The organism is Nocardia stercoris, from assembly GCF_003696265.1.
Taxonomy (GTDB): Bacteria; Actinomycetota; Actinomycetes; order Mycobacteriales; family Mycobacteriaceae; genus Nocardia; species Nocardia stercoris.
On the sequence record NZ_RFFH01000006.1, the window covers coordinates 369761 to 396427 of the forward strand.

Sequence of the window (26667 nt, forward strand, 5' to 3'; positions counted from 1 at the left end):
ATTTCGGACAACCCTGTCTGCTACAGCGGCGGCAGGTCGACGACCTTCGGGAGCTCGACGGTGACCATGGACAGATCGGCCACCTCCGGGATCTCCGTCTCCGGCCGTTCGGCCGGCTCCGCCAGCAACCTTCCCAGCACCGGACCGATCTCGGCCAGCGCGATCGCCGTCGTCATCTGCGCGTGCGGCACCGACACCGGATGGTTCACGACCGACCCGTCGACGTGGAACCGCCAGGACCGCACCGCCTGCTCGCTGCCCAGGGCGCTGAAGTAGTCCAGCCGGCCCCGGAACACCTGCGGGCGGTGCGTGGCGATCAGCTCGGCCGAGCGCACCGCGCTGCGATAGATCCGGCGCACCCGATCCGGGGTCAGCACAGCGAGATCCGCCGGCAGCTGCGCGTGCACGACCGCCAGCGCCTCCTCCGACAGCTCGTGCACGTCACCGTCGCCGACCAGCGACTCGGCGCCGATCCCCAACTCCGCCAAGGCCTCCCGGATCGCGGCCCGGAAGTCGGTGACGTCGATGTCGGGGTGCGAGTCCAGCAGTGCCAGCAGCGCGACCGATTCCCCGGCCTCCTGCAACCGGACCGCCACCGCGTGGGCGAGCACCCCGCCCAGCGACCAGCCCACCAGGTGGTACGGACCGCTCGGCTGCACCGCCCGGATCTCGTCCGCATAGCGCACCGCCATGTCCTGCAACGAGTTCGGCAGGAACCCGTCCTCGGTCAGCGCGGGCGACTGCACGCCCAGCAGCGGGCGATCCGGCAGATACTGCGCCAAACCGGCGTAGCCCCAAGCCAATCCGTACATCGGGTGCAGGCAGAACAGCGGCGCGCCCTCGCCCTCACTGCGGATCCGCAGCACCACGTCGAGCGCCGACTCGGAATCGGCGTCGTAGTCCTGGCTGTCGCCGAGACTGTCGTGCAGCTTCGCGGACAGGGCCGCGACCGTCGAACCGGTGAAGAACCACTGCACCCGGACCGCGGCGCCGGTGAGCCGGCGCAATCGCCCGGCGACCCGGGTCGCGATCAGCGAATCGCCACCCAGATCGAAGAAGTCGTCGTCCAGCCCGACCCGCGCCACACCCAGGCCCTCGGCGAACACATCCGCGACGGTCCGTTCCAGATCGGTCGACGGCGCCCGGAACGGGCGGGTGTCCAGGCTCGGCACCGGCAGCGCCCGCCGGTCCAGTTTGCCGCTGGCCGTGAGCGGCAGCTCGTCGAGCACCACCACCAGGGCCGGAACCATATAGGCCGGCAACGATTCCCGGGTGCGAGCCCGCAAGGCCACCGGGTCGGCGACGGCACCGGCGGCGGGCACCACATAGCCCACCAGCCGGTCACCGGCCGGGCCGGAGACCAGGGCCACCGCCGCGTGCCGGACCGCGGGATCCTCGGTCAGCGCCGCCTCGATCTCACCCAACTCGACCCGCTGGCCACGCAACTTCACCTGGCAGTCGGTGCGGCCCAGGTATTCCAGGACACCGTCGCGCAGCCGCACCACGTCACCGGTCCGGTAGCGGCGGCTGCCGCCCGGTCCGGCCACGAACCGCTCGGCGGTCAGCGCAGGCTGTCCCAGGTAGCCGCGCGCCAGTTGCACCCCGGACAGGTACAGCTCGCCCGGGGCGCCCGGCGGCACCTCCCGCAGGTGACGGTCCACGATCGAGACCCGGGTATTGGCCACCGGAACGCCGATCGGCACACTCGCGCTCTGCAATCCGTGCACCGGCTGCGCGGTCACGACCGTCGCCTCCGCCGGGCCGTACCAGTTCACCAGCGCCACGTTCGGCAGCGCCAGCGCGAAGGCGCCCGCGGCGTCACCGGAGAGTGCCTCACCGGCGGCGAACACCCGGCGCAGTGACGGATAGCCCTGGGCCAGTGCCGGATTCGCCTCCGCGTCGAGGAAGACATCCAGCATCGACGGCACGAAGTGCACCGTGGTCACCGACCGGCGTTCGATCAGCTCGGACAGATAGCCGGGATCCCGGTGCCCGTCCGGCCCCGCGATCGCGATCGCGGCACCGGTCTGCAACGGCCACAACAACTCCCACAGCGAGATGTCGAACGTGACCGGTGTCTTGTGCAGCACCACGTCGCCGTTGTCGTGCGGGTAGTTGCGCTGCGCCCAGCGGAACTGGGCCACCAGCTGCCGGTTGGTCAGCACGACCCCCTTGGGCGCGCCGGTCGACCCCGAGGTGTACAGCACGCAGGCCGGCGAATCCGGTTGTGCGGCCGGGAATTCCCGAGGCACCGCGGCCACGGTCGGCTCCAGGTCGTCGAGCACCACCACCGGCGCGGCGGTCGTACCGAAACCGTCGGCCCGGGTGGTCAGCACGCATACCGGGCGCACCGAATCCAGCACGGCGCGAATGCGTTCGGCCGGATGGTCCGGGTCCACCGGCACGTACACCCCGCCCGAGCGCAGCACCGCGTGCAACGCCACCACCAGCTCGATCGAGCGGCGCATCGCCACCACGACCGGAACCTCCGGGCGCACACCGCGCGCCTGCAGTTCGCGCGCGAGTTCCCGTGCGCGCACGTCGAGTTCGACGTACTCCAGCCGGGTGTCACCGAAGAACACCGCGGGCGCGTGCGGGGTCCGGGCCACCTGCCGGTCGAACACGGTCAGCAGCGTCTCAGAACTCAGCAGCTCCGGCGCGTCGGTGGCGTTGAGCACGGTGAGCTCGGCCCGGTCGGCGGGCAGCAGCGCGTCGACCTCGGCCACTCGCGTCTGCGGGTCGGTGACGAACCGGCCGATCAGCAGGCGCAGCCGGTGCGCGAGCGCGGTGGCGGCGGCCTCGTCGAACACATCGGTCAGGTACTTCAGCGAGACCCGCAGGCAGGTGTCGAGCACCACCACCACGGTGACCGGATAGTGCGTACCGGTGACCGCGGCACTGCCGACGACCGGCAGCTGGGCGCCGGTTTCGGCCCGCCCCAACGATTCCCGGTCGACGGGGAAGGATTCGAACACCACCAGGGTGTCGAACAGACCGGGCATCCCGGTGGCCCGCTGGATCTCGCTCAACCCCAGGAAGTGGTGCTCGAGCAGGGCGGCCTGCTCGGCCTGCAACCGACGCAGCAATCCGGCCAGGGTGTCGTCCACGCCGAGCCGGACCCGAACCGGAACCGCGTTGAGGAACAACCCGACCATGGCCTCTACGCCGGGCAGCGCCGGCGGCCGGCCCGACACCGTGGCACCGAACACGACGTCGTCACGGTCGACGCTGCGACCGATGAGCAGACCCCAGGCCGCCTGGACGACGGTGTTGACCGTGACGCCCAGGCGCGCGGCCAGTTTGGTCAGCTCGGTGGTGTCTGCGGGCGAGAGTTCGAATCCGGTGGTCCCGTTGGCGCCGGTGAGCTCGCGCGCGGGGTCGACCGGCGCGAGCGGTGTGGGCTCGTCGAGGCCGGCGAGGGCGGCCCGCCACGCGGCGCGTGCGGCGTCCGCGTCCTGGGCCACCAGCCAGGCCAGGTAGTCACCGTAGGACGGCACCCGGGGCAGCCGCCGTGAGCGCGGTCCGAGGGTGTAGACGGTGAACAGGTCCTGCAACAGCAGCGGCACGGACCAGCCGTCGACCAGGATGTGATGGGTGGTCACCAGCAGGCGGTACGCGTCGGGCGTGAGCCGGATCAGGGTGAAGCGCAGCAGCGGCGGGGTCCGCATGTCGAAGCGTTCGGCGTAGTCGGCCGCCGCGATCGCGTCCAGCTCGGCGGCGCGCCGCTCCTCCGGAACGTCGGTGAGATCTACTGTGCGCCAAGGAATTTCGACCCCGTCGACGATCACCTGCAGCGGGTTACCGGCCTCGTCGTCGGCGAACGCGGCCCGCAGGTTGTCGTGCCGGTCCAGCACCGCCTGCGCGGCCTCGCGCAACCGGCGCTCGTCCACGGCCGCACCCAGATCCAGCCCGAACTGGGTCAGGTAGACGTCCACCGAGGCATCGGCCAGCGCGGCGTGGAACAGCATGCCCGCCTGCAGCGGGGTCACCGGCCACACCGCGGCCAGCCGCGGGAATTCCCGCTGCAGCCGGTCGATATCGGCCTGCGCGGGCCGCACCAGCGGGAAGTCGGACGGGGTGAACCCGCCGCTGTCGAGCCGGTTGCCGTGCTCGGCCAGCCCGCCCAGCGCGCGCACCCAGGCACCGGCCAGTTCCTTGACCGGCTCGGCACCGAGAATGCCTGCCGCGTAGTCGAATCGGGCTACCAGGCCGGATTCGGTGGCGTCCACGGTCAGGTCGACCAGCAGGTCCGACGCGGCGAGTTCGGGCAACGAGCGGGCCGGGCGCAGGTCGCGGTACCGCAGGCCGATCCGGCCCTGTGGCAATTGCGCCAGCTCGGCACCGGTGGCGGGGTTCAGGTACCGCAGCAGGCCGTATCCGATTCCGCCGGAGGGTACTTCGCGTCGGGCTTCCTTCACCTGGGCGATCGCGCGCCCGGCGGCGGGGCCGCCGTGCATGGCGTCGTCCACGTCGATGCCGGTGAGCAGCGGCACCACCGGATATCCGGCGGTGAACCCGCCGACCGCGTCGGCGGCGTCGGGTCCGGCCGCCGAACGGCCGTCGGCGAGCAGCCGCACAACCGGGCCCAGCAGGCGCGCGGTGGCCGCGACACCGGAGTCCACGGTACCGGACACACCCGGGTCCAGGGCCAGCACCAGCGCGGTGAGCAGCACGTCTTCCAGTGCGGTGTGGTACATCTCGGCCACGGCCGCCACGGCGGCCGCACCCTCGGAGGTCAGCACGAGGCCGACTCGGCCGCGCCGAGCCGGATCCACCGGCGGCACCGCCGGTTCGGCGGGAACAGCACCCAGAGCCTGCCGCCACCAACTCATTTCGCCGACGACGACCGGGTCGGTGGCCAGGTCGGCCAGGGCGCGCGCCGCCCGCCCGGGGGCGGCGTCCGCCGCGGCCGGCACCGCGTGCCCGCCGGACCACGCGGCCGACAGCTCGTCGACCAGGATCCGCCAGGCGGCGTCGTCCACCACCAGCCCGTTCGCCACCACCACCAGCACCGCGGCGGCGTCGTCGGCCCGCTGCGCGGGCTCCTCGGCCGCGGGCGCCACCAGCGCGAAGCCGATATTGCGGCCCGCGGCCGGATCGAGGTCGGCACCCAGGCCGCGCACGGCCATCTCGACCGCCTCGTCCGAGGCGACCAGGTGCCGAACCGCCGTGGTGGGCAGAGTCAGTGGAATGAACAGCCGGGGCGTCGCGTCCACCTCCGCGTCGGCGGCGGTGGTGTCCCCCACGACGGGCAGCCCGGCCCCCGGCAGCACCGGCACCGCGGTCCCGGGCACCACCGGAACGGCGGACCCGGTCGCGTCCAGGTGCGCGGCGAGCAGCGGATGCCGTTCACAGACCGACCGCACGGCCACGTCGACCTGCTCCAGCGGATAGCCGACCGGGATGTCCAGGGCGATCGCACGGACCTCCCGGGCCTGCGGGTCCTGCCGCAGCAGCCGCACCGCGTCCGGCAGCAACGGCACCGGACCACTGTGCGGTACCACCGAATCGGCGGTCTCGACCTGCGCGGCCGCCGCCAGCGCCGCCACCGTCCGGTGTTCGAAAACGTCCCGCGCGGTGAAGGTCACGCCCTTCGCCCGGGCCCGCGACACCACCTGGACGGACATGATGCTGTCGCCGCCGAGGGCGAAGAAGTCGTCGTCCAGGCCGACCCGGTCGACGCCCAGCACCTCGGCCACGACCGCCGCGACGGCCTGTTCCGCCTCGGTCTGCGGCGCCCGGTAGCGCACCGGCTCGAGCACCGGTCCCGGTAGGGCGGCGCGGTCCAGCTTCCCGGACGGGGTCAGCGGAATCTCGTCCAGCACCACGATCGCGGCCGGCACCAGGTATTCCGGCAGCGTAGCGGCGAGGGCGGTGGTGAGTTCGGCGGTGTCGAGCGGGTTTTCGTCCGCCGGGCGCACGTACGAGACGAGAACTGTTGCGCCCGTATCGATCCGCTGACCCACGGTGACCGCGAAGCCGACCTCGGGACGCGCGGCCAGCGCGGCGTCGATCTCACCGAGCTCGATCCGCAGCCCCCGCACCTGCACCTGGAAGTCGTTGCGGCCCAGGAATTCCAGTACACCGGTGCCGCGCTGCCAGCGCACCAGGTCACCGGTCCGGTACAGCCGCGCGCCGGCGGTCCCATACGGGTCGGCGACGAATCGGGCGGCGGTCAGGTCGGGCCGGGCGTGATAGCCGCGCGCCAGCCCGATGCCACCGAGGTACAGCTCACCGCACACCCCCTCCGGGACCGGGTGCAGCCGCGAATCCAACACCAGCGCACGCACACCGCGCATCGGGCCACCGATGGTGACCGGGCCGTCCGGGGTCAGCGGGTCGCTGATCGTGCCCATGATCGTGGCCTCGGTCGGCCCGTATCCGTTGTGCAGCACCAGCGTCGAGCCTTCGGCCCGCACCGCCCAGCGGGCGGCCAGTTCGGCCGGGAGCTCCTCGCCGCCGGCCACGATGACCTGCATCGAGTCGCCGATGCCGGCCGGATCCAGCGTCGCCAGCACCGACGGGGTCAGGAAGGCATGGGTGGCGCCGGTGGCACGGATCAGCTCGGCGAGCTCGTCACCGCCGAACACCGTGGGCGGCACCATGATCAGCGCACCCCCGGACCCGAGGGCGAGCAGTACTTCGAGAATCGACGCGTCGAACGACGGCGACGCGAAGGCCAGCGCGCGGAACTCGTAGCCCGTGCGATAGCGCGCCACCTGTTCGGCCGAGAAGTTCGCCAGCCCCGCGTGGGTGACCACGACACCCTTGGGCACCCCGGTGGATCCCGAGGTGTAGATCAGGTAGGCGGCGTCGGCGTGCCGCAGCGGCCGCAGCCGGTCGGCGTCGGTCAACCCGGTCCCCGGCAGTGTCTCGACCTGGGCCGCGAATTCCGGCGAGTCCAGGATCAGCCAGTCACCGGCGCCGGCGACGGCAGGCAGCCCCGCGGCCACCGAGCGCACCGTAACCGCCAGCGCGGCACCGGAATCGGCCACCAGATGCGCGATCCGGGCGACCGGATACGTCGGGTCGACCGGTACGAACGCCGCACCGGTCTTGGCGACCGACCAGAGCGCGACGATGCCCTCGATCGACCGCGGAATCGCCACCGCCACTCGCACATCCGGGCCCGCGCCCAGCGTGATCAGGCGGCGGGCCAGCTTGGAGGACGCGATATCGAGGTCGGCGTAGGTGAATTGGCGGGCACCGACGACGATCGCGATGCCGCGCGGATTCGCCGCGACCGCCGCGGCCATCAGGTCCGGCAGGGTACGGGCCGGTTCCGCCGGGCCGCCCGTCCGGCTCAGCAGGTCGGTCGCCTCGGCGGCGGCGAGCAGCGGCAGGTCGCCGACCGCGGTCTCCGGGTCCGCGGCGATCCCCGCCAGCAGGCCCAGGTAGCGACGAGCGAACCCGGCGACCGTCTCCTCGTCGAAAAGGTCCTCGGCGTAGGTGAATTCGATCGCGAGACCGCCCGCACCGCCGTCGGCGGCGCGCTGCTCCCGCACGGTGAGCTGCAGGTCGAACTTCGCGGTGCCGACCGCCGGGTCCAGAGCGGTGACCCCGAGGCCCGGGAGTTCGAAGCCGGTCTCGGTCAGGTTCTCGAACGACAGCGCCACCTGGAACAGCGGGTGCCGTGCCGTAGACCGCTCGGGCGCCAAGATGTCCACCAGCCGCTCGAACGGCAGGTCGGCGTGGGCGAATGCCCGCAGATCGGTCTCGCGGGTGGCCGCGAGCAGGCCGGTGAACGGCAGCGCCGGTTCCACCCGGGTGCGCAACACCAGGGTGTTGACGAACATGCCGATCAGCTGGTCGAGGTCGCGGTCGCCGCGACCGGCGACCGGGGTCCCGACGGCCACGTCCGCGGTGCCCGACAGCCGGGCCAGCAGGACCGCCAGCGCGGCGTGCACGACCATGAACAGGGTGGCGTTGCGGCTGCGGGCCAGCTCGTTCAGGGCGGCGTGCACGCCGGGGTCGACGCTCAGCGCGACGGTGCCGCCGGTGTAGGACAGCGCGGCCGGTCGTGGCCGGTCCGCGGGCAGGTTCAGTTCCGGTGGGAGACCTGCCAATTCGGCGGCCCAGTACGCGATCTGATGGCTCGCCAGCGAATCCGGGTCGGATTCCTCGCCCAGCACCGTGCGCTGCCACAGCGCGTAGTCGGCGTACTGCACCGGCAACGGCGACCAGCCCGGCGCGACACCGCCGGACCGGGACACGTACGCCGACATCAGGTCCCGGGCCAGCGGGCCCATCGACCAGCCGTCGGCGGCGATGTGGTGGGCGACGAACACCAGGACGTATTCGGTCGGGGTCAGCTGCAGCAGCCGGGTCCGGAACGGCACCTCGGTGGTGACGTCGAATCCGGTGCCCGCCAGCGCGCGCACCTCGTGGGCGACCCGTTCCTCACCGACCTGCTCTCCCGCCAGGTCGACGGTGACCTCGGCCGGGGACAGCACCCGCTGCTCGGGTCCGGCGGGGGTCTGTGGGTAGACGGTGCGCAGGATCTCGTGCCGGGCAACCAGATCCGCGACCGCCGCGCGTAGCGCGTCCACGTCGAGGGCGCCGGAGAGCCGGATGGCGACCGGAATGTTGTAGACCGCGGACGTGCCGTCGAACTGGTTGAGGAACCACATGCGCTGCTGCGCGGGCGACAGCAGGATCCGTTCCGGCCGGCGCTGCGGCACCAGCGGCACGTGCGGCCGACCGGTCCCGCCGGCGGCGGTGAGTGCCACGGCCAGCGCCGCGACCGTGGGCGCCTCGAACAGCACGCGGATCGGGATCCGGGTGCCCAGCGCGGCAGCGAGCCGCGCGACGACCCGGGTCGCGAGCAGCGAGGTACCGCCGAGCGCGAAGAAGTCGTCGTCGGCCCCGACCCGGTCGCTACCGAGCACGGCGGCGAAGGTCTCGGCCACCAGCTCTTCGACCGGGTTGGTGGCCGCGCGGTACCCCGCGGACCCGAATCCGGGCTCGGGCAACGCCTTACGATCCAGCTTGCCGTTGACGGTGAACGGCAGCGCGTCGAGCACCACGAACGCCGACGGCACCAGGTACGACGGCAGTACCGTGCCGAGGGCCGACTTCACCCGCGCCACATCCACATCCGGGCCGACCAGGTAGGCCACCAGGTGGTCACCGGTTCGCGCGCCGGAAGCGGCCCGCACCGCGGCCTGCGTGATCCCGGGCAGCGCCAGCAGCGCCGCCTCGACCTCGCCCGGTTCGATCCGGAAGCCGCGGATCTTCAGCTGCGCGTCGGTGCGTCCGCGATACTCCAGCTCGCCGAACGCATTCCACGTCGCGAGGTCGCCGGTGCGGTACATGCGCCGACCGTCGCCGAACGGGTTCGCGACGAATCGCTCCGCCGTCAGATCGGGCCGGCCGGCATAGCCGCGCGCCAGCTGGGCGCCGGCCAGATAGAGCTCACCGACCACCCCGTCGGGTACCGGCTGCAGGCGGCCGTCCAGGACGAACACCTGAGAGTTCCACTCCGGCCTGCCGATCGGCACCGACAGCTGGTCCGCCTCGGTCACCGCGTGCGCCGTGATCGACACCGCGGCCTCGGTCGGCCCGTACAGGTTGAACAGGCCCGCGCCGTTGCCGCGGCGGAACCGCTGCGCCACCGCCGGCGGCAGCGGCTCCCCGATCGCCAGCACCCGGCGCAGCGAACCGCTGAGTGTCCCTTCGGATTCGGTGAGCAGCGCATCGAGCGCGGACGGAACCACGTGCAGCGTGGTCACTCGTTCCCGGGCGATCAGCTGGTTGAGGTAGCCGGGGTCGAGGTGACTGTCGGCCGCCGCGATCACCAGGCGGCCGCCGCACACCACGGCGGTCCACAACTCCCACACCGACAGGTCGAAGGTCGCCGCGGTCTTCAGCAGCACCGCCTCGTCGGCGCCGAGCTCGAATTCCGTTACCTTCCAAACCAATTGGTTGACCACTGCGGAATGCGGCACAGCCACACCCTTCGGGGTGCCGGTCGAGCCCGAGGTGAAGACGACGTAGGCGGTGTTCGACACGCGCAGCGGTTCCCGGCGTTCCGCGTCCGACACCAGCCCGGCCGGATAGCCGGACAGGTCCAGCTGATCGAGCAGCACCGGCGTGACGCCGGCCACCGCCACATCGGACGTGCTCAGTACGCACACCGGATTCGCCACGGCCAGAATGCGATTCACGCGTTCGGCCGGCTGGTCCGGATCCACCGGCACGTAGGCGCCGCCGGCGACGGCGACCGCGTACACGGCCACCACCAGATCCACCGACCGGCGCATCGCCAGCGCCACCCGCGACTCCGGGCCCACGCCGAGTGCGATCAGGTGCCGCGCGAGCCGATTCACCCGCTCCGCCAGCTCCCGGTAACTCACGACGGTGCCGTCGGCCCCGACCAGCGCCACCCCCGGATCGGTAGCCAGCCGCGACCCGAGAATCGAAGCCAGGGTCACGCCCGGCGTGATGCCGCACGCGGTCGCGTTGCGGGCCACGAGCACGGCCGCCCGCTCGGCGTCGTCGAGCAGCGGCAGATCGCCGACCGGAGTGCGTGGCGCGGCGACGATCTCGGCGAGCAACCGCTGGAACCGGCCGGCGATCCCGGCCGCGGTCGCGGCGTCGAACAGGTCCGACGCATAGGTGAGCACCCCGGTCAGACCGGCCGGCGCACCCGTCTCGTCGTAGTGGTCGGACACGATCAGGTGCAGGTCGTACTGCGAGACCCCGGCCTCGAAGTCCAGGGTCGCCACCGACAGCCCGGGCAGTTCGAACGCGGCGCGGGCCACGTTCTGGAACGACAACCCGACCTGGAACAGCGGGTGCCGCGCCGCGGACCGCACCGGGTCGAGTACCTCGACCAGGCGCTCGAACGGCACGTCGGCGTGCGCGTACGCCTCGATGTCGATCTCGCGCTGCCGCATCAGCAGTTCACTGAACCCGAGATCGGTGTCGACCCGAGTACGGAAGACGACCGTATTGGCGAACATGCCGACCAGATCGTCGAGCGCGGCCTCGCCGCGCCCCGCGACCGGCGTACCGATCGCTATGTCGCCGGTACCGCTGAGCCGGGCCAGCAGCGTCGCGAACGCGGTGTGCACCACCATGAACAGCGTGGCGTCGTGTGCCCGGCCCAGCGCCTGCAGTGCGGCGTGCAGTTCCGCGCCGAATCGAATGTCGATCCGGCCGCCGGCGAACGACTGCGCCGGGGGACGCGGGCGGTCGGCGGGCAGCGCCAGCTGCTCGGGCAGGCCGGCGAGTTCGCGCCGCCAGTAACCGATCTGGGTGGCGGCGGTCGATTCCGGATCGTCCTCGCTGCCGAGCATCGCCCGCTGCCACACGCTGTAGTCGGAGTACTGCACCGGCAGCGGCGCCCAGCCGGGCGCGACCCCCGCGGCCCGGGAAACATAGGCGGACATGACATCCCGCACCAGTGGCGCGGCCGAGGAGCCGTCGGCGGCGATATGGTGCACGACCGCGGCCAGCACGTATTCCGGTGCGGCGCCGGGCGCGCCGTCGGCGACCTCCAGCAGCCGCACCCGGATCGGCACCTCGGTGGTGACATCGAAAGCGGTGCGGGCGAGTTCGCGGACCGCGGCCTCGATCTCGCTGCCCGGCAACCGTTCCGGTTCGACCCCGAGCCCGGTACCGGCCGGCAGCACGACCTGGACCGGGCCGTCGGCGGTCAGTGGGTAGACGGTGCGCAGCACCTCGTGCCGGGCCACCACGTCGTCGAGCGCGGCGGCGAGGGCGGCGGTGTCCAGCGTGCCGGTGAGCCGCACCGCGATCGGCAGATTGTATGCGGCGCTCGCGGTTCCGCCGTCGCTGTAGTCGTAGCGGTTGAGGAACCACATCCGCTGCTGGGCGGGCGACAGCGGAATCTGTTCGGGCCGAGTCAGACTGCCGAGCACTGCCGTCGGGCTGAGCTGGGCGTGCGATTCCAGCCCGGCCGCGAGGCCGGACACCGACGGTGATTCGAACAGCGCGCGCACCGGGACCCGGGCGCCCAGTGCGGCACCCAGCCGGGCCGCCGCCTGGCTGGCGTTCAGCGAATTACCGCCGAGCCCGAAGAAGTCGTCGTCGGCGCCGACCCGGTCGGCGCCGAGCACCTCGGCGAATACCCGCGCGACGACCTGTTCGACCGGGGTAGCGGGCGCCCGGAACGTGCGGGCCTGGAACGCGGGAGCGGGCAGCGCCGCCCGGTCCAGTTTGCCGCTGGAGTTGAGCGGCAGCGCGTCGAGCACCGTCAGCGCGGCCGGAACCATGTAGGGCGGCAACACATCCACGAGCGCGGCCCGGATCCGGTCCACGTCCAGCGCGACGCCGGGCGCCGCAACCAGGTAGCCGGCCAGCTGGTCGCCCAGCGGCGACGGGGTGACGACGGCCACCGCCTGCGAGACGCCGGGCCGGGCGAGCAGCGCGGTCTCGATCTCACCGAGCTCGATCCGCTGCCCGCGGAACTTCACCTGGAAGTCGGTGCGGCCCAGGAACATCAGCCGCGGCGGCAGCCCGTCCTCGGCGCCACGCCACTGGACCAGGTCACCGGTGCGGTACATCCGGGCACCGGGTGTGAAGGGGCTGGCGACGAACCGTTCCGAGGTCAGGTCCGGCCGGCGCACGTAGCCTCGGGCCAGCTGTTCGCCGGCCAGGTACAGCTCACCGGGCACACCGGCCGGCACCGGACGCAGCCGGCCGTCCAGCACGTAGACGCGATTGTTCCACTGCGGCAAGCCGATCGGCACCAATGGCCGGTCCTCGGTGCTCGCCGGCCAGTAGGTGACCGAGACGGCGGCCTCGGTCGGCCCGTACAGGTTGTGCACCCGGGCGTCGGAGATCTCCGCCAGCGCCGACACCGTCTCCGGCGTCAGCTCCTCGCCGATCACGAACACGTCGGCGAGGCTGGCCAGCGCGGGCGCGGGGGTGTGGGCGGCGAAGACCGTCAGCATCGAGGGCACGAAGTCGGTGGTGGTCACCTGCTCGGCGGCGATGACGTCGGCGACGTAGCCGGGGTCGCGGTGTCCGGCCGGGTCGGCGATCACCAGCTTCGCGCCGGTGCGCAACGGCATGAAATAGCCCCACAGTGACACGTCGAACGTGGTCGCCGTCTTCTGCAGGTAGACGTCACCGGGCCCGAGCGGGTAGGCGGCCAACATCCAGGTGATCTGGTTGTGGATCGCGGCGTGCGATACCGCGACCCCCTTGGGCTGCCCGGTGGAACCGGAGGTGAAGACCACGTAGGCGGGGTTCTGCGGGCGCAACGGGCGCAGCAGTTCCGGGAACCGCAGCGGCCGGTGATCGAATCCGTCGAGGATCAGCGAATCGACCAGCATGGTCGGCAGACGCTCGGGTACGGCCAATGCGTCTGCGCGCGTGGTCAATACGCATACCGGACGGGCGGTCTCGATGATGTGGGCGATGCGCTCGGCCGGATGCTCGGGGTCCACCGGCACGTAGGCGCCGCCGGCGGTGACGATCGCGTACATGGACACGACCAGGTCCAGGGACCGGCGCATGACCAGACCCACCATCGATTCCGCGCCGACCCCGCGCGAGATGAGCAGGCGCGCCAGGCGGTTCACCTGGGCGTCGAACTCGGCGTAGGTCAGCTCTTCACCCGCACAGGAGACCGCGACCCGGTGCGGGTGCTGGGTGACCGCGGACCGGAAGCCGTCGAGCAGCAGTTCGGGTGCCAGCGGTGCGTGAGTGTCGTTCCACTCGTGCAGGATCCGGGTAAGTTCGGCCGGGTCGAGCAGTTCGATGTCGCCGACCGGCTGGAACGGGTCGACGGCGATCGCGGCGAGCAGCCGCTGCAGTCGCCCGGCGAACCCGACGATCGTTTCGTGTTCGAAAAGATCTGTGGCGTAGAGTAATTCGGCGTCACAGCCCAGGGCCTGCGACCCCTCGGTGTGCGGGGTGACGGTCAGCTGCAGATCGAATCGGGCGATGGCACCGTCGAATTCGACGATCTCGGTCTGCAGGCCGGGCAACTGCACCCGGGGCGCCGCCATGTTCTGGAAGAACAGCGCGACCTGGAACAGCGGGTGGTGGGCGCGCGTGCGGACCGGATCCAGCAGTTCCACCAGCCGCTCGAACGGCAGCTCGGCGTGCGCGAACGCGGCCAGGTCGCCGTCACGCACCGCGGCCAGCAGGGCGGTGAACGGCTGCTGCGGGGTCACCCGGGTCCGCAACACCAGGGTGTTGACGAACATGCCGATCAGGGCGTCCAGCTCCCGTTCGCCGCGCCCGGCCACCGGCGTGCCGACCGCGATGTCCGAGCTCGCCGACAACCGCGACAGCAGCACCGCGTACGCGGCGTGCACCACCATGAACAGGGTCGCGCCCGAGTCCTTGGCCAAGGCCTCCAGCCGGGTGTGCAGGGCCGGGTCGATCCGGAACCGGTGTGCCGCACCGAGACCCGACGCCTCCACCGGCCGCGGCCGGTCGGTGGGCAGGTCCAGCCGGTCGGGCAGACCCGCGAGCGTGTCCCGCCAGAAGGCGGTTTCGCGGGCCGCCACCGATTCCGGGTTGGTCTCGTCGCCGAGCACGGCCCGCTGCCACACCGTGTAGTCGGCGTACTGCACCGGCAGCGGCGTCCACGCCGGGACGGCCCGGTTGCGGCGGGCCAGGAACGCCACCATCAGGTCACGCACGAACGGCCCGACGGAGGTGCCGTCGAAGGCGATGTGGTGCGCCACCACGGCGACCACGTGCTGGTCGGGCGCGAGCCGGGCCAGCGCCACCCGCAGCGGCACCTCGGTGGCGACGTCGAAGCCGGTGAAGGCGAACGCGGCCAGCCAGTCCTGGATCTCGTCCTCGTCGATCCGGTAGGGCGTCAGGTCGAGCGGCACCTGGTCGGCCTGAAGCACCAACTGGTGCCCGATGCCGTCCACCGCCGGGTACACCGTGCGCAGTGCCTCGTGCCGTTCGAGCACATCGACGATGGCGGCGCGCAACGCATTCGAGTTCAGCTGGCCGGTGAGCCGCAGGGCCAGCGGGATGTTGTCCGCGGCGGACGTCGGGTCGAACTGGTTGAGGAACCACACCCGCTGCTGCGCCGGCGACAGCGGCATCGGGTCGGGCCGGGTCATCGGCGCCAGCTGCAACCGGCCGCCCGCGCCCTCCAGCAGCGCCACCCGCGCGGCCAAGGCGGCGGGGGTCGGGGCGTCGAACAGCAGCCGGGCGGGCACGCGGGCCGCGATCAGCGCGCCCAGCCGCGCGGCGACCCGGGTCGCGATGAGCGAGTTGCCGCCGAGTGCGAAGAAGTCGTCGTCGGCACCGACCGGGTTCGCCGGGGCGAGCAGTTCGGCGAAGACCGCGGCGACCAGCTCCTCCAACCGCCCTTCCGGAGAACGGTATTCGCAGGTCTGCACCTGCGGCGCCGGCAGCGCCGCGCGGTCCAGTTTGCCGCTGGGCGTGAGCGGGATGTGGTCGAGCACGGTGACCGTCGAGGGCACCATGTGCGCGGGCAGGCTGCGTTCGGCGGCCGCGATCAAGGCCTCGGTGTCGACGGCCGCACCGGGCGCCGCGTGCACGTAGGCGGCGAGGATGGTGTTGCCCGATTCCAGCCGGTAGCCGGTGGTGGCCGCGAAGTCGACGCTCGGGTGCGCGGCGAGCACCGCGTCGATCTCACCGAGTTCGATCCGGAAACCACGGATCTTGACCTGGAAGTCGTTGCGGCCCACGTATTCCAGTTCGCCGCTGACGGCGCGGCGGACGATGTCGCCGGTGCGGTAGAGCCGGTCGCCCGAGACCGGTTCACCCGCGTCGTCACCGGAATCCGCTGCGCCGAACGGGCTCGCGACGAACCGGGACGCGGTCAGCCCGGCGCGGGCGTGGTACCCGCGCGCCAATTGCGGTCCGGCGATGTACAACTCGCCGATCGCCCCGGTCGGAACCGGGTACAGCCGCTCGTCCAGCACGTATTCGGTGACACCACGGATCGGGGCACCGATCGTGACCGGCACGCCCGGAACCATCGGGGCGGTGATGTTGGTCATGATCGTGGTCTCGGTCGGCCCGTAGCCGTTGAAGAACTCCCGGCTGCCGCCCGCGACCGGAACCACCCAGCGCCGCACCAGATCCGGCGGGCAGGCCTCGCCGCCCACCACCACGACGCGCAGCGCCGCCAGACCGGCCGGATCGACCGAGGCCAGCGCCGCCGGGGTCACGAAGGCGTGCGTGACCGCCTCCCGTTCCAGCACCGCGGCGAATTCCGCGCCGCCGAACACGTCCGGCGACACCACCACCATGGTGGCCGGGCCGCCGACGGCCAGCAGCAGTTCCAGGATCGAGGCGTCGAACGACGGAGACGCGAAATGTAGGGTGCGCGAGCCCGGTCCGATCCGGTATCGGTCACGCTGCTCGTCGCAGAAGCTCGACAGACCGGCGTGAGTGACCACCACACCCTTCGGGGTGCCGGTGGATCCCGAGGTGTAGATCAGGTAGGCGGGATGCTCGGGCCGCAGCGGACGCACCCGGTCGGCGTAGGTGACCGCGTCGGCGGAGAATTCGTCCGCCTCGGCCAGCACCTCGGCGGAGTCCAGGCACAGCCACCGGGTACTGCTGGCGGGCAGATAGTCCTGGACCGCGGTGACGGTGAGACCGACCGCGGTTCCGGAGTCGCCGAGCATGTGCGCGATCCGCTCGCGCGGATATCCGGGGTCGACGGGGACGAACGCGGCACCGGACTTGGCCACCGCCCACACCGCCACGACCGATTCGAGCGAGCGCGGCACGGCGACGGCCACCACATCCTCGGGCCCGAGGCCGCGGCTGATCAGCAGCCGAGCCAGCCGGGTGGACCGCTCGTCGAGTTCGGCGTAGCTGAGGGTGGCGCGGGTGGCGACGGCGTCGGCGAAGACGACCGCGGTCCCGGTGGGGTCGGCCTCGACCGCGGTGGCGAGCAGTTGGGGCAGGGTGGCGACCCGGGGTTTCCGGGCTCGCGTGGGGCGAGGGCGGCTTGTGCGGGTCATTCCGTCACCGAACTATTCACGGAGTGCCACGCAACAACCACAGCTTTTCCTCGCCTGTCTATCGCTCGTGCCGGCGCCGACAAGGCACCGCCCTACATCATCGACCCAGGTATTCAACCGCCGAAACAGGAATACCGGACCCCATTCTGCGATACCGGAGCGTGATCGGCACAACATGGGGGCGGTGCGTGTGGCCGCCCTCGTGCCCGCCGAATCTGGGTCAGTTCGCGCCCGGCAACAGATCCTCGAGCAATTCCACCACAGCGGAACCGAATTCGGCTCGAGCACCTGATTCGGCGACGACCGCCTGCAGATCCGCCATCGGTTCGGGGTCCCAGCGGTCCAGTGCGGCCTCGTCCGCGAACAGGTGGGTGATCCACTCCGCGCCGAGTCCGGTGGCGCTGTTGTCGACCGGCAGGACCAGGGCGGCGCCGGTGGTGCCGGCGGCCACGATCTCCAGCAGCGCGGCCGGTGAGTCGTCCGGGCCCTCGCGGTAGCAGCGGGATTCGAAGGTGAGTTCGGTACCGCGCCGCAGCCGGTCGACGGCGGCGGCCAGCTTGTCGTAGGTGAGCGTGGATCCGGCCACGAACGCCGGGTCGGCGCCGCGCAGCGCCCGGGTGCGATTGGCGTAGGTGACCGGGCGGGCCGATTCGCGGGCCACTTCGGCCTGGACCGCGGGTTCGTCGAGGACCAGCCAGTCGACGCTCGGCACCTGGCCGGCGGTGCTCGCCGACAGGGTGAGCCCGACTTTGACCTCCAGTCCGGCCGGCAACCGCCCGCCCTCGGCCAGCGGCACCACGGCCGCACCGGATTTCAGCACCGCCCACACCGCGACCGCGGCGTCCAGCCCGCGCGGCGCGCGGACCGCGACACCGACGCCGGGGCCGCACCCGCGCCCGATCAGCACCCGGGCCAGCCGGGACGATCGCGCGTCCAGTTCCTGATAGTCGGCGAGCACGGATTCGCCGACCACCAGGGCCGGACCCTCCGGGTCGTCCTCCACGGCCGCGGCGAGCGCCTGGGCCAGCGCGGTGCCGATGGTGGTGGTCGTGGCCTCGACCGGCGCCATCGGCTCGGCCTCGAGCCGGGCCCGTTCGGATTCGTCGAGCAGGTCGATGGCGCCGATCAGGATCTGCGGGTCCGCGGACACCGCGGCCAGGACCCGCTCGAACCGGCTGCCGACGGCCCGCACGGTGGCCTCGTCGAAGACGTCGGTCGCGTACGCCAGGACCATCGCGAGTTCACCGGGGGTGCCGTCGGCGGCGTGCCGCGGTTCCACACCGATCTGCAGATCGAATTTGGCGGCCACGAAATCGGTCTCGACCGCCTCGACCCGCAGGCCGGGCAGTTCCAGGGTGGGTCGTTCGTTGTTCTGGAAGGTCAACATCACTTGAAACAGCGAATTCCGGTCGCCGGACCGGCCTGGTGCGACGACCTCGGCGACCCGTTCGAACGGCAGGTCGGCGTGCGCGAACGCGGCCAGGTCGGCGTCGCGGGCGGTTTCCACCAGGGTGTCGAAGGTGTCGGCCGCCGAGACCGCGGTACGCAACGCGAGGGTGTTGACGAACATGCCGACCATCGGATCCAGCGCGCGCTCACCACGACCGGCGATCGGGGTGCCGATCACCACGTCGGCGCTGCCGGACTGGCGGGCCAGCAGAGCCGCCAGCGCCGCGTGCACCACCATGAACAGCGACGAATTGTGTTCGCGGGCAATGCGGATCATGCCCTCGTGCACGGCTGCCGGGGCGGTGAAGGTGAGAGCTGCGCCCTGCATCGACGGCACAGCCGGCAAGATCCGGTCCGGCAGCACCAGCCCGGTGCCCGACAGGCCTCGTAGCTTGCCGCGCCAGAAGTTCAGTTGCTGTGCGGCGACGGAGGTTTCGTCGGCGTCGCTGCCGATCGTGGCGCGCTGCCAGACGGCGTAGTCGACGTACTGGACTTCCAATGGCGCCCAACCGGGTTCACCACCGGCGGCGCGAGCGGCATAGGCGGTCATCAGATCCCGGGCCAACGGCACCAACGACGCGCCGTCTCCGGCGATATGGTGCAGCACCAGCGCGAACACGTGTTCGCCGCCACCGGGCGCGGCCAGCAGTACGGCTCGCACCGGCACCTCGCGGGTCACGTCGAAGCCGGCACCGGCCAGCCCGGTGATCTGCGCGACCGGATCGGTGGCCGCCACGACCGGAACACCTTCCGGCAGCACCTCGCTGACCGGCAGGATCTCCTGGTACGGCAGGCCGCCGGCCACCACCACCGGATAGCGGGTGCGCAGCGTCTCGTGCCGTTCCAGCACGTCGGCCACGGCCTGCTGCAGCGCGGGCACGTCGAGTGTGCCGATCAGCCGGATCGCGAGCGGAATGTTGTAGGCCGGCGACTCGGGTTCGAGCTGGTTGAGCACCCACATCCGCTGCTGCGCCAGCGACAGCGGGAACCCGGGCTGCCCCGGCGTGCCGGTGTGCGGGCGGGGAATCCGGGTCAGCTGCGGCCGCGCGGCGGGCGTGGCACCGGGGACGATCCGGGCGGCCAGCGCGGCCACGGTCGAGGCACCGAACAGTTCGCGGACCGTGAGAGCCGCGTCGAGCGCCTCGTTGATTCGCGCGACGGCTCGGGTAGCCGACAGCGAATTGCCGCCCAGGGCGAAGAAGTCGTCGTCCAGGCCGACCTCGGCGACCCCGAGCAGCCCGCCGAACACCGTCGCCACCGCCTGCTCGATCGGGGTGCCGGGCGCCCGATGGGTCACCACCGAACCGAATTCCGGTGCGGGCAGCGCCTTTCGGTCCAGTTTCCCGTTGGGTGTCAACGGCAGCGCGTCGAGTACTACCACGATGTCCGGGACCATGTAGCCGGTGAGGAATTCCCCCGCGGCGGTGCGTATCCCGACCGGATCGAGCGGGTCGGCGCCGGATTCCGGTACTACGTAACCGATCAGCCGGTCGCCGGCGAGCGTGTCGGGCCGGACCAGTGCCACGGCCTGGCTGACGCCCGGCAGGCGCAGCAGGGCGGCCTCGACCTCGCCGAGTTCGATTCGGAATCCACGCAATTGGACCTGATGGTCGGTGCGCCCGGCGTATTCGAGGACCGGTTCACCGCCGTGCCCGGCCCACCGGCCGATGTCGCCGGAGCGGTACATCCGCGAGCCGGGCGCGCCGAAGGGGTTGGCCACGAAGCGCGTTGCGGTCAGGCCCGGCCGGCCCAGGTAGCCGCGGGTCAGCTGGGCGCCGGAGATGTAGAGTTCGCCGCCCACCCCGACCGGCGCCGGCCGCAGCCGTTCGTCGAGGACGTAGGTGCCCAGCCCCGGCAGGGCCCGGCCGATCACGCTGGCGGAGGTCTGCGCCAGCTCCTCGCTCAGGCCCAGGAACGACACGTGCACCGTGGTCTCGGTGATGCCGTACATGTTCACCAGCTGCGGCGCCCGCTCCGGGTGCCGTTCGTACCAGGGCCGCAGCCGGCGCAGATCCAGCGCCTCACCGCCGAAGATCACGTAGCGCAGCGCCAGCCCGGTGGTGCCGGCGGTCCGGTCGGCCTCGGCCAGCTGGTAGAACGCCGACGGGGTCTGGTTGAGCACCGTCACCTGTTCCTGCACCAGCAGCTCCCGGAACTGTTCCGGTGCACGGGAAGTCAGGTGGTCGACGACCACGACCGCGCCGCCGGTGGCCAGCGCGCACCACAGTTCCCAGACCGAGAAGTCGAAGGCGAAGGAGTGGAACACGGTCCACACGTCGGTCTCGTCGAACTCGAACAGCAACTGGGTGTTGGCGAACAGTTCCAGCACGTTCGCGTGGGTGACACCGACGCCCTTGGGCACCCCGGTCGAACCAGAGGTGTAGATGACATAGGCCGGGTGATCGGGTCGCAGGGGGGCGAGCCGGTCGGCGTCGGTGACCGGCCGGTCACCGAAGTTGCCGGTCTCCTCGAGCAGGACCAGCGGAATGTCGGTGGCGGGCAACGCGGTCAGCAGTTCGGTGCCGGTCAGGATGCAGGCCGGTGCCGCGTCACCGAGCATGAACTCGAGCCGCTGAGCCGGGTAGGTGACGTCGATCGGCAGGTAGGCGGCGCCGGCCACCAGCACGCCGAGCAGCGCCACCGGCAGCTCCGCTGACCGCGTAATCGCCACGGCCACCCGCGATTCCGGCCCGACGCCCTGCGCGATCAGGGCGCGGGCGACCTGGTTGGCGCCCTGCTGCAACCGGGCATAGTTCAGGGTGGTGTCCCCGCAGCGGACGGCGACCGACCCGGGATTCCGGGCCGCTTGCGCCGCAACGAGATCCACCAGGGTGACCGGCGGCACCGGCACACCCTCGGCGTGCCAGGCACTGAGCAGCAGGTCCCGCTCCCCCGGCGCGAGCACGTCGATATCGCCGACGATCACCCCGGAGTCGATTGCGACCGCGCGCAGCACACGGCGCAACCGGTCGGCGAAGTCCTGCACGGTGGCCGCGTCGAAAAGCTCTGTGGCGTAACTGAACGAGGCGGCCATACCGGCCGCCGCACCGTCGGCCGCGGTCTGCTCCACCACCGACAACTGCAGGTCGAACTTGGCCATCGGCACGCCCGTGTCCAGGGACCGGACTTCCAGCCCGGGCAGTTCCAGCGCGGCGGGCGCCAGGTTCTGGAAGGTCAGCGCCACCTGGAACAACGGCGACCGGGCCGCCGACCGCGCGGGCTCGAGCAGGTCGACCAGCCGCTCGAACGGCAGGTCGGCGTGCCCGAACGCGGCGATGGCGGTGGCCCGGACCGCGCGCAGCAACTCGTCGAACGGGGTCTGCGGGGCCACCTCGCTGCGCAGCACCACGGTATTGACGAACATGCCGACGAGGTCGTCGAGGGCGGCGTCACCGCGGCCGGCGATCGGGGTGCCGACGGCGATGTCGCGGGTGCCGGACAGGCGGGCCAGCAGCACCGCCAGCGCGGCGTGCACCACCATGAACAGGGTGGCGCCGTGCTCGTGCGCCAGCCGGGTGAGCCGGGCGTGCACCTCGGCGTCGATCTCGAACTCCAGCAGCCCGCCGGCGTGCGACGCCACGACGGGGCGGGGACGATCGGCGGGCAGATCCAATTGTTCGGGCATCCCGGCGAGTTGGTCACGCCAGAACGAGATCTGTTGGCTGAGTATCGATTCTGGTTCGTCCGCGGAACCGAGCACCTCGCGCTGCCACAGCGTGTAGTCGGCGTACTGGACCGGCAGCGGGGATCGTTGCGGCTCGCCGCCGCGCAGGCGTTCCAGGTAGGAGGTCATCACGTCGCGGGTCAGCGGCGCCATGGAGAAGCCGTCGCCGGCGATGTGGTGCACCACGCAGACCAGTACGTGTTCGCGCGGGCCGATCCGGATCACCCGCACCCGCAGCGGCGGGCCGGCGGTGACGTCGAACGGGGCGCCGACGGTCTCGGCGACCAGGTCCGCGAGCCGCTCGCGGCTACCGTCGATCACCGGAACCTGCTGTACCACACAGTAATCGGTGATCGGCAGCACCAGTTGGTAGCCTTCGCCGTCGAGTTCGGGGTACACGGTGCGCAGTACCTCGTGCCGCTCCACCACATCACGAATCGCGGCACGCAGGACGTCGATGTCGAGTTCGCCGCGCAACTGGAGGGCGACCGGGATGTGGTCGACGGCGCTGCCCGGGTCGAACCGGTTGAGGAACCACATGCGCTGCTGGGCGTAGGACAGCGGGATGCGGTCCGGGCGCGCCATCGGGCGCGGGCCGCCGCTGCTGCCGGCGCCGGCGTGCGATTCGAGCCGCTCGGCCAACGCGGCCACCGTGGTCGCCTCGAACAACAGCTGCACCGGGACGCGCGCGTCGAGCGCGGCGCCGAGCCGGGCGGCGGCCTGGGCGGCCAGCAGCGAGTTGCCGCCGAGTTCGAAGAAGTCGTCGTCGGCGCCCACCCGGTCGGCACCGGACAGCAGCAGTGCCGCGAACACGTCGGCGACGATCTCCTCGACCGGGGTAGCCGGGGCGCGGAATTCCCGTGCGGCGAAAGAAGGTTCGGGCAGCCGCGCCCGGTCCAGCTTGCCGACCGGGGTCAGCGGGATCTCGTCCAGCACGATGATCGACTGCGGAATCATGTACGCGGGCAACGATTGTCCGAGATAGGTTGCCAGCGTGGCCGGTTCGGCCATCGCGCCGGGTCGGGGCAGCACATAGGACACCAGTGCGGTTACGCCCGAAGGCAATTCGCGGCCCAGCGTGACGGCGTAGTCCAGGTCGGGGTGGGCGGTCAGGGCATTGTCGATCTCGCCCAGTTCGATCCGGAAGCCGCGGATCTTCACCTGGAAGTCGGTGCGGCCGATGACCTCCAGATTGCCGTCGGATGCGTTGCGCCGCACCAGGTCACCGGTGCGATACAGCCGGGTGCCCGGTGCGGCGGTGTCGGCGCCGAACGGGTTGGCCACGAACCGTTCCGCGGTCAGTGCCTGCCGGCCGAGATACCCCTGGGCCAGTGCCGCGCCCGAGAGATAGAGTTCGCCGACCACACCGGCCGGCACCGGCCGCAGCCGCCCGTCGAGGACGAAGGCGCCGTAACCCGGTATCGCCGTGCCGATATGGATCGGCCCGCCCGGGAGCAGCGGGTCGCCGCAGGTGGCGGCGATGGTGGCCTCGGTGGGGCCGTAACTGTTGTAGAAGCGGGTGGTGCCGCGGGCCCAGCGGGCGACCAGTTCCGGGCCGAACCGGTCACCGATGACCATGACGACCTCGAGCGCGTCGAGTCCGGCCGAGTCGACGGATTCCAGTGCGGCCGGGGTGATCAGCATGTGCGTGACCGCCTCGCGGGCCAGCAGATCCGCCAATTCGAAGCCGCCGAAGATCTTCGGCGGACACACCACCAGGGTGGCGCCGGTGGTGAAGGTCAGCAGCAGTTCCAGCACCGACACGTCGAAGTTGGGCGAGCAGACGTGCGCCACCCGTTTCCCGCGGGCGACTCCGAACCGTTCCCGCTCCGACGCCACCAGGCCCGCCAGCCCGGCATGGGTCACCACGACACCCTTCGGGCGGCCGGTGGAACCGGACGTGTAGATCACGTAGGCGGGGTGCAGGTCGCTGATCGCGCGGATGCCGTCGGTGTAGGAGACGGGATGCGCGGGCATCGCCGCGATCAGGGCCGCGGTCTGCGGGTCGTCGAGCACCACCCAGGGCAGATCGGTGCCGTAGGCCGCCCGGTGGGCCGACATCGACACACCGAGCAAGGCGCGGGAGTCCGAGAGCATGTAGCGGATGCGCTCGGGCGGATAGCTCGGGTCGACCGGCACGTACGCGGCGCCGGTCTTGGCTACCGCCCAGACGGCCAGGACCGATTCGATGGAACGGGCGATTCCGACGGCGACCACGTCACCGGCCCCGACCCCGTGCTGCAGCAGGCGGCGGGCCAGGCGGGAGGATGCTTCGTCGAGTTCCCGGTAGGTGAGGGTCCGGGCGAGGGTGGGGTCGGCGGAACCGAACCGGATGGCCTCCGCGTCGGCGGCGGATTCGACTGCGGCGGTGAGCAATTGCCCGAACAACGGGCTTCCGGCGCGACGGCGGCGACTGGTACTTCGGGCGGAGCGGCGGACACTTTCCATTCGCGTACATTCACCTCTCGTCCAAGCGGATCCGCGCGGCCCCGCGCCCCCCGGCGGCTCCGGCGATGCGCTCCTCGGCACCCCTGGCGCACGCCGAGTAATCATATTAGGGGCCCGTAGGCGCACCTGTTCATCGACCGAAAAGGCTGTTCCGCTACGCCCGAGCGACAATGCGGACAAAGAAGTGGGCCGGTTCACAAGGAACCGGCCCACTTCGGGTATTTCGGATCAGAGCCAGCCGCGCCGCATGGCCTGCACGCCCGCCTGGAAGCGGGTGCTGGCACCCAGCCGCTCCAGCAGGCTCGCCGTACGGCGGACCACGGTGCGCCGCGACATGCCCAGCCGCCGGGCGATGGTGTCGTCGGTGGCGCCCAGACCCATCAGGGTGAGGATGGCGCGGTCGCGCTCGTCGAGCGGTTCGGCCGGGTTCACCGAGATCGGCGCGGACAGCGCCCACAGCACGTCGAAGGTCCGCGTGAGGGTGTCCAGCAGCGGCGAAGGGCCGATCCGCAGCCCCATCGGGTCGCCGCGGCGCTCGTCGTTGTGCAGCATCAGGCTGGCGCGCTCGCCGTCGCTGACGATGACCTTCAGCGGCGGGTCGGGCAGCGTGCGGGCCTGCGCGCCGGCGGCGTTGGTCGCCAGCGCGAAGCGCAGCCGGTCCGGGTCCTGGTAGACGGTGTCCTGGTAGAGCGTCTGGTAGCGCACACCGGACGCGATCCGAGCCGCCTTCAGCTCGAACAGCCGCTCGGCGGCCGCGCCCTCGGTGACGTAGGGTCCGCGCTCGATCACCCGCACGCTGGTGCGGGCCGACCGCTGCATCTCCTCGTAGACCGCGACGAGCTCACGCGTCTCGTAGATCGGTTCGACGGTGCCGTCGCCGCGCTCGGAGCGCCGCACCGAACGGAACACCTCGCCGAGTTGGGCGGCGGCCGCGTGCATGCGGGCCGTCTCCTGCTGCCGGCGACGAGACTCCGCCTCCGACAACGCTTCCGGCGCGAACGCCTCCCACACGACGGTCGAGCCGGCGTCGATGCGCACCGCGGCCTGCAGCTCGCACAGCCGCTCGAGGGCGGCCTCCACGGTCTCGGCCGAGCTGCCCAGCATGGCCGCCAGTTCGGCCGCGCCGGAGCGCGGATGTTGGACGAGAGCGGCATACGCCCTGCCGTGCAGCGACCCCGAATCGAATAGTTCGTACAATCCCGTCACGTTAACTCCACGGAGACCGAGTTCGCCCCCGACCACCGGTCCTGCCACGATCACTGTGCCGGCCCCCATTGCTGTGTGAGGACGACTCCCTTGCTGGCCAAGTAAGGCTCCGGATCTATCTTGTTGTCGTTCGCATCCCAGATTTCCAGGTGCAGATGTGGTCCGGTCGAGTTGCCGCGGTTGCCGACGGTGGCGATTTCGTCACCTACGTTCACCCGCTGCCCGACCTGAGTGAGAATGTCGTTGACGTGGCCGTACACCGCTGTCGTGCCGTCGTCCTGTTTGACCCGGACCCAGAGGCCGAAGCCCGAGGCCGGGCCGGCGTCGATCACCGTGCCACTCGCGACGGAGTGGATCGGCTCACCGATGGGATCGGCGAAGTCGATGCCGGAATGGAAAGCGCCCCAACGGGATCCGAACGGGGAACTCTCCTGCCCGGAGACCGGCCGGACCGCCAGTGGCGGGCGTTGCAGATTTTTTATCGCCGCCTCGGCCTGCGCGAGTGGACCGGCCACCTCGGGCGGCAGGTTCTGCAGGCCGAACGGCGCGGGGACCGGCATCGGCGCCGGAACCGGTGCCGACTCGACCAGGGGTGCGGCCGGGGCCGGAGCGGCCAGCGGCAACAGCAGCTGATCGAAACCCTTCGCGGTGGTGGTCGACGACTTCTCCTGCGCCGCAGCACCGTCGTGACCGCCGCCGACCAGAATCGGTGCGGCGTGGGCGATTTGGGTGGCGGTACCGACCAGCGCGCCGGTGGCGACGGCACCGCTGGCGGCGAGCTTGAGCCGGTCGGCCGTGCGCGGCCGGGCGCGATGGCTGGTCCGCTTCGGGGCGTCGGCGGCGCCCGCGCGGAGTAGGTCCGCGACGGCTACGGAACTCGAGGTTTCTCGGTGCTGCGGCAAGATGCTGTCCTCGCGTCGATCAACGGGCTCCGGATATGGCGGCTGCCGAATC

At 71.6% G+C, this 26667-nt stretch carries 3 protein-coding genes and 1 pseudogene; all 4 read right to left on the bottom strand.

The genetic code is table 11. The features are described 5' to 3' along the window. Nucleotides 1-20: 20 nt before the first annotated feature. Nucleotides 21-16946, bottom strand: a pseudogene (locus EBN03_RS17315) (non-ribosomal peptide synthetase); the annotation flags it as partial. Between the two features lie 220 nt (nucleotides 16947-17166). Further along, complete coding sequence (locus EBN03_RS17320; RefSeq protein WP_122189055.1) at nucleotides 17167-24507, bottom strand: non-ribosomal peptide synthetase; 7341 nt, start codon at nucleotides 24505-24507, stop codon at nucleotides 17167-17169. 228 nt (nucleotides 24508-24735) lie between these two features. Then, the gene (locus EBN03_RS17325; RefSeq protein ID WP_122189056.1) at nucleotides 24736-25713 is read right to left on the bottom strand and encodes a helix-turn-helix transcriptional regulator; all 978 of its coding nucleotides are present in this window, start codon (nucleotides 25711-25713) and stop codon (nucleotides 24736-24738) included. A 50-nt stretch (nucleotides 25714-25763) separates the two neighbouring features. Beyond that, nucleotides 25764-26615, bottom strand: coding sequence for a M23 family metallopeptidase (locus EBN03_RS17330; protein WP_233608437.1), 852 nt, complete (start codon nucleotides 26613-26615; stop codon nucleotides 25764-25766). Between the last annotated feature and the right edge of the window lie 52 nt (nucleotides 26616-26667).